Raw genomic sequence first — 5,521 nt, forward strand, 5'->3', positions numbered from 1 at the left:
ATTGCATCCTGCTCGTTGCCAATCGGCAGCTCAACCCTGGCAGGGCAAGAAGCTACGAGAAGCTACGAGGAAAAACGAGTGACGGCAGGTTGGAACGAGTACCTCAATCGACAGGGCGACCCCGGTACATCAGTCGGTACTTCACCTGCGGGGTCAAGTCTTTTTGCCCTGGATCCCCTTCCGCGGTGATGGGTTGTGGAGGGGCGGTGGGAGAGTGGGCGCTCGGCTGCGGGGGAGGGGTGGAAGAAGATGTACGGCTGACCTCCGCCGGCCATAAGCCCGCTTGCTTCAGAGCCCTGTGGAGCGCCTCCGTGTCAATAGGCAAAAACCACCTGGCAGCCTCGTAAATCCGTTCGAGGGAGTGGAGAAGGTCGCCGGCCTCCGCCAAGCCAGGGATCACATCTGCTGCCCCCTGGTAGATTGCCCAGCGCCGCTCTGCGGGCTCGATGTGGCGGCGGGGGTGATGAGTCAGGATAACAGGGATGTTGGGCAGCTTGCTTTGACACTCTCGACAAAAGGCATAGGGGTTAAACAGCCCCGTCGTCATGTCCACCACCATCAGATCCAAATCCAGAGGCTGACTTGCTGCCACCTCCAGCAGATCTTCACGCGGGGAAACCAGCACCACAGAGTGCCCCTGAGACTCCAGCGCCAACTTCCAGAGATGAATTTGCAAGGGCTGGCCCTGAGCTAGCAGTATGGTTTTGCTCACCGTAGATGGAGAGATGTGAGTAGAAGGAAAGGCAAAGGCTTGCACCACTTAATAATCCGTCGTACGCCAGAATCTTGTGCGGGGCGTAATGTAGCATTCTTAGGGGAAGCAAATGGTAACCGGATATACAGATATACAAGTATTGCGGTTTAAGCCCGACGCTCCATACCCTTAAACCTGGATCCCCAGCAGCCGACAGCCAATTTCTGGGTGCGGCCTGTCCAATGGCCTCAATGTTTCTCCTGCTCAACCCAATCCGGGATCCCTTCTTTCTCGCTTTCCAATTCAGCTTGCAGGGCCTGCAACTCTTCTGGGGAGAGGGAGCGGAGCCTCTCTTGAATCTGCTGGGTCTCGAAGCTGGCCCATTGAGCCTTCAGGGTCATTTCCCCCCGCAGCACCCGCTTCAGGTAGCCAAAAGTCCACCCCAAGCAGGCCAATAGAAGCACCACGCTCGATATCTGCTGCGCGGCCCCCGTATCCAAGCCCGCCCAAAGCAGCAGGCCGTAGAGGATCCCTCCCCCCAGCAGCAGGGCCAAGCCTATAGCAAGAACATCCAATCTGCGCATGGCTCAGTGAACCGATAAACGGCTGACCTTACAGCGACCGAGGCTTGGGCCGAAACGTCATGAAGGGAGCCAAGAGCACCATGCCGGGAAAGAAAAACAAGACCAAGAAAAACATCAGCACCTTTTCCCAAGCACTGCCTGAAGTCCAGCGTTTGTCCACGTACAGCAGAGACAACAGAGGCAGCACCAGCAAATAGAGAACAGCCAAACCGGCATAAGTTAACCCGATCAACGATGGAGTAGAAGCCATGTCGAGTGCGTCCTGCAGCTATTTGACCTGTGTCCAACAAGTCTAACAGCATTGTTAACGGCATTGTGAAGAGATTTGTCGGCTGAAGGAAGTCGGTAACTCGGCCAACTGACTACAAACTGGTGCTGATCGCCCCAACGGGGCAGGTGGCAACACACTGTTCGCACATGACACAGCGGTTGCGAGAGAACTCCAGCTTCCAGCTGGGAGCAGAAATCTTCAGGGCCTCGGTTGGGCAAACTCCCGTACACAATCCACAGTCCACGCACAAGTCTGGGTCGATTTGAATTTCCTTGGCCCGTTCAGTCACCTCAATGCCCAAAGACTGTACCCATTCCAATCCTGCTTCCACCTGGTCGATATCCCCCGACAGCTCCACCACCAAAGTACCCACTTCGTTGGGGGCTACCCTGGCGCGCACGATATTGGCAGCCACATCGAAGTCTTTGGCCAACCGATAGGTGAGGGGCACATTCACCAAATGGCGGGGGAAAATGAGGGTGACTCGTTTGCGCACGGATCTTGAGTGTTTTGAGTGCAGCAACTTCCTTCAGTATGGCAGGCTTGTGAGGTTCAGTTTGGCCGTGAATGCAGCTCACTTCCACCCTCCACAGGACACCCAAGGCGAACCCCACAGCGGTAGGGCGGGGCTTTGAACCCAGTTTTTCGGTGAGCTCAGCTTCTTGGGAAGATCACCAGAGGCAGCGCGTGAGACAACGGCGCCATTATCAGCGTGCCCCTCTCACCAAAAGCTATCTGTGGAAGCCGACCCAGAGCCTGCCACAATAGGATGGAGAGCGTCCCCGATCCCTATGAACCCATCTTTTGCTCAGCCCCGTCTCAACTCAGAGCAGTACCGGCAGATGCTGGTGCGGGATGGCGAGCGTCGCTTCCGCGAGTGGCACACGGCCTTCCTCAAGTACCAACGGCAGTTTTTGCAGGAGATGAAGCAACTGCGTCTCCAGGGTTCTTTGCATCGCTGAATGGTTAATGCCCACCGTCCCCACCTTGCACCCGCTGCCAGTCTTCTCCAAGCCCGATCCCTCCCCAAGGCCTACGGCCTGCCAAGGCGAACGGCAAGAAACCTTGGAATTGCTGGAGTGGCCCCGCCTTTGTCAGCACTTGGCCACCTTTGCGGCCACACCCTTGGGCCGCCGCGCCTGCTTGGAGCTGGATCCCTGGCAGAGCCGCGCCGACAGCGAAGCCTACCTTGAGCAGACGGAAGAGGCGATCCGCCTCGATCGCACACAGGCCGGGGGACTTTCTATGGCAGGGATCCACAACCTGCTGCCGGCTTTGGAACGGGCTGAACGGGGGGGGATCCTGAGCGGAGAAGAGCTGGTGCAGATCGCTACAACTCTGGGGGCGGCCCGCCGCATTCGTCGTCTGATCGACGACCACGACCATCTGCCACGCTTGCAAACTTGGGTGAGCACCCTGCGCACCTACCCGGAGCTGGAGCAGGAGATCTTCCGCTGCCTGGAGGAACATGGCGAGGTGCGGGACAGCGCCAGCCCTGCCCTTGCCAATCTGCGCCAGCAGCAACGGCAACAGCGCAGCCAGATCCAGGAGCGCCTGCAACAGTTGATGAGCCAGTACCCCCAGGCGCTGCAGGATACCCTGATCGGCCAGCGGCAGGGACGGTTTGTCCTGATGGTGAAGGCCACCCATCGGGATCTCATCCGCGGCCTTGTGCACGACAGCTCTGCCAGTGGAGCCACCCTCTATGTGGAGCCCTACGCCGTGGTGGAACTGGGCAACCGCTGGCGAGAAACCCAAGCTCAGATTCAGGCGGAGGAAGAGCGGATCTTGGCCGCGCTCTCGGCTCAGGTGGCAGCCGTGGCCACCGATCTGGAGCATTTGCAGGGGGTGATGGTGGGGTTGGATGTGGCTCTGGCTCGGGGTCGCTACAGCCTCTGGCTGGAGGGCAATCGTCCCCAGTTTGTCTCGGCAGGATTGCGCCTGCGTCAGGCCAAGCACCCTCTGCTGCTCTGGCAATCTCGCGCCGCTGCCCCTTCGGAGGGTCAAGGCTCTGCCGTTGTCCCCATCGACTTCACCCTCTCGGACTCCATTCGTGTCGTGGTTATCACCGGCCCCAACACCGGCGGCAAAACCGTTGCCCTGAAAACCCTGGGCCTGCTGGTGCTCATGGCCAAGGCGGGGATCTTCCTGCCGGCTCAGGATCCGCCCCAGCTGCCTTGGTTCGACGGGGTTTACGCCGACATTGGGGACGAGCAGTCGCTGCAACAAAATCTCTCCACCTTTTCAGGGCACATCCGCCGCATCAGCCGCATTGTGCAGGCCCTGCAGTCTGCTCCGGAGCCGGCCCTTGTCCTGTTGGATGAGGTGGGGGCGGGCACGGATCCCACCGAAGGCGCTGCCCTGGCGGCTGGGCTATTGGAGTACCTCTCGGAAAGGGCACTGCTCACCCTGGCTACCACCCACTACGGCGAGCTAAAGGCCCTGAAATACCAACATCCCGGCTTTGAAAATGCCTCAGTGGAGTTCGATGAGGTCACCCTGGCCCCCACCTATCGCCTTTTGTGGGGGATCCCAGGCCGCTCCAACGCCTTGGCCATTGCCCAACGGCTGCAGTTGGATCCAGAGATTCTGCGGCGGGCCCAGCAGCACCTGCAGGGGGAAAGCCAGGTGGATCAGGTGATTGCCGGCCTGGAAGCGCAGCGGGCTCAATTGGAAGAGCGGGCGGCCCAGGTGGGATCCCTGCATCGAGAGCTGGAGAGCCTACATCAACAAATGCAGCAGCGCAGCCGCCAAATTGCCGAGCGAGAAGCTCAACTGGAGCACAAGCAAAACCAAGAACTGCAAGCCCTGTTGGCTGCTGCCCGTCAGGAAGTGGCTGCCGCCATCCGCAGATTGCAGCAGGGAGAGGATCCCCAACGCATTACTGCCGAGCTGGCGCAAATCCAGCAGCGCTACTCTCCCCCACCGCCGCCTGTGGATATGGAGTTTGTGCCAGAGGTGGGAGATCGGGTGCGGCTGAGAGGCTTGGGGCAGACGGGGGAAGTGATCGCCATCGAAGGAGATGTATATGTAGTGCGCAGCGGCATCCTCAAATTCACAGTGCCACGGGGGCAGTTGGATCCCATTGACGAACACCAGGCTAAGCAACGCCAACGCCCCAAAGCCCCACCTCCCTCCCCTGCAGCCACCGCTCCCCTGAACCTGCGCACCAGCCAGAACACCCTCGATCTGAGGGGGAAAACCGTTGCCGAGGCTGAGGCCGTTCTGGAACAGCACTTTGCCCAAGCTCCCCCCGGCCCGGTTTGGATCATCCACGGCCACGGCACAGGGCGCCTGAAAGCCGGCGTCCAGGCTTATCTCCAAAATCACCCGCGCGTTCAGCGTTTTTCAGCCGCTGATCCCGAAGACGGCGGTACTGGAGTGACCGTGGCTCACCTGCAATGAGGCTTACCGGTGCCGGAGGGGACTCAGATCCAGATCAGATCCAAAGCCGAGATAAAGCTCCGGGCCCCAAGGATCCACAGGGTTTCCGAGGGCTATCATCTCCAGACAGCCGTGAGCTCAAGCTTCCCTCCCCCCTTCGGAAGAGAGACTAGGGAGGGTTAAGTTGGCTTTATTGGGTCGGAGACCGGACAAGTGCCGGGCAATGTCTCAAGCTTGACTGTGGAGCACTGCCGCTGCTGAGCTGACGGGCTGGGATCCCTTCTGTTGTCGCTGGCTTTGCCAGAGCCAGTAGCCCCGCACCAGTTGGCTATCCCCAATGAGCTTCAACATCACCGCCACCGTTGCACCTGTCCAACTGAGAGGCCCAAAGGCGGCGCCTGCTGCTGCCAACAGCGCCAACCCAGAAAGATTTAGCCCCAAGCCTTGCACCCACATCCACAAGACAGTCTCGCGCTCTGACATCTGTCAGCTCCTAGAGGAGAAATAGGATAGCCCTAGTGTCCTGAATCTGAGCAGAGACGGGGATGGGGTTGAGCCTTGACACCGCTGCCCAAAGCTGCACACTTG

General features: G+C 59.6%; 7 protein-coding genes. 2 read left to right on the forward strand and 5 right to left on the reverse strand.

The genetic code is table 11. The annotated features are described in order from the left end of the window. Positions 1-103 precede the first annotated feature (103 nt). From NW819_RS02880 to NW819_RS02895, 4 genes are all read right to left on the reverse strand, one after another. Complete coding sequence (locus tag NW819_RS02880) at positions 104-712, reverse strand: response regulator (protein WP_414412829.1); 609 nt, start codon at positions 710-712, stop codon at positions 104-106. Between the two features lie 230 nt (positions 713-942). After that, a complete protein-coding gene (locus NW819_RS02885; RefSeq protein WP_414412830.1) occupies positions 943-1,278 on the reverse strand; it encodes a DUF3007 family protein in 336 nt (111 codons plus the stop codon). 28 nt (positions 1,279-1,306) lie between these two features. Then, positions 1,307-1,528: an NAD(P)H-quinone oxidoreductase subunit L gene (gene ndhL / locus NW819_RS02890; RefSeq protein ID WP_011433942.1), complete on the reverse strand. Its 222-nt coding sequence runs from the start codon at positions 1,526-1,528 to the stop codon at positions 1,307-1,309. A gap of 112 nt (positions 1,529-1,640) precedes the next feature. Continuing rightward, positions 1,641-2,045 (reverse strand): NIL domain-containing protein, encoded by a 405-nt coding sequence (locus NW819_RS02895; protein ID WP_414344412.1) that lies wholly within the window; start codon positions 2,043-2,045, stop codon positions 1,641-1,643. A gap of 295 nt (positions 2,046-2,340) precedes the next feature. On the opposite strand from NW819_RS02895, the gene NW819_RS02900 reads away from it, so the two are divergent. Next, complete coding sequence (locus tag NW819_RS02900; RefSeq protein WP_414391046.1) at positions 2,341-2,511, forward strand: hypothetical protein; 171 nt, start codon at positions 2,341-2,343, stop codon at positions 2,509-2,511. Between the two features lie 7 nt (positions 2,512-2,518). Then, positions 2,519-4,954 (forward strand): endonuclease MutS2, encoded by a 2,436-nt coding sequence (locus tag NW819_RS02905; RefSeq protein ID WP_414412831.1) that lies wholly within the window; start codon positions 2,519-2,521, stop codon positions 4,952-4,954. A 207-nt stretch (positions 4,955-5,161) separates the two neighbouring features. Here NW819_RS02905 and NW819_RS02910 read toward each other — a convergent pair whose 3' ends face one another. Beyond that, positions 5,162-5,416 (reverse strand): hypothetical protein, encoded by a 255-nt coding sequence (locus NW819_RS02910; protein WP_011433939.1) that lies wholly within the window; start codon positions 5,414-5,416, stop codon positions 5,162-5,164. Positions 5,417-5,521 lie beyond the last annotated feature (105 nt).

Source organism: Synechococcus sp. R8-2, from assembly GCF_047461715.1.
In the GTDB taxonomy this organism is placed as follows: Bacteria; Cyanobacteriota; Cyanobacteriia; order Thermostichales; family Thermostichaceae; genus Thermostichus.

Coding starts and splice junctions, on each gene's coding strand:
- NW819_RS02910 (WP_011433939.1), bottom strand. CDS start 5,416: ATGTCAGAGCGCGAGACTGTCTTGTGGATGTGGGTGCAAGGCTTGGGG.
- NW819_RS02905 (WP_414412831.1), top strand. CDS start 2,519: ATGCCCACCGTCCCCACCTTGCACCCGCTGCCAGTCTTCTCCAAGCCC.
- NW819_RS02885 (WP_414412830.1), bottom strand. CDS start 1,278: ATGCGCAGATTGGATGTTCTTGCTATAGGCTTGGCCCTGCTGCTGGGG.
- NW819_RS02900 (WP_414391046.1), top strand. CDS start 2,341: ATGAACCCATCTTTTGCTCAGCCCCGTCTCAACTCAGAGCAGTACCGG.
- ndhL (WP_011433942.1), bottom strand. CDS start 1,528: ATGGCTTCTACTCCATCGTTGATCGGGTTAACTTATGCCGGTTTGGCT.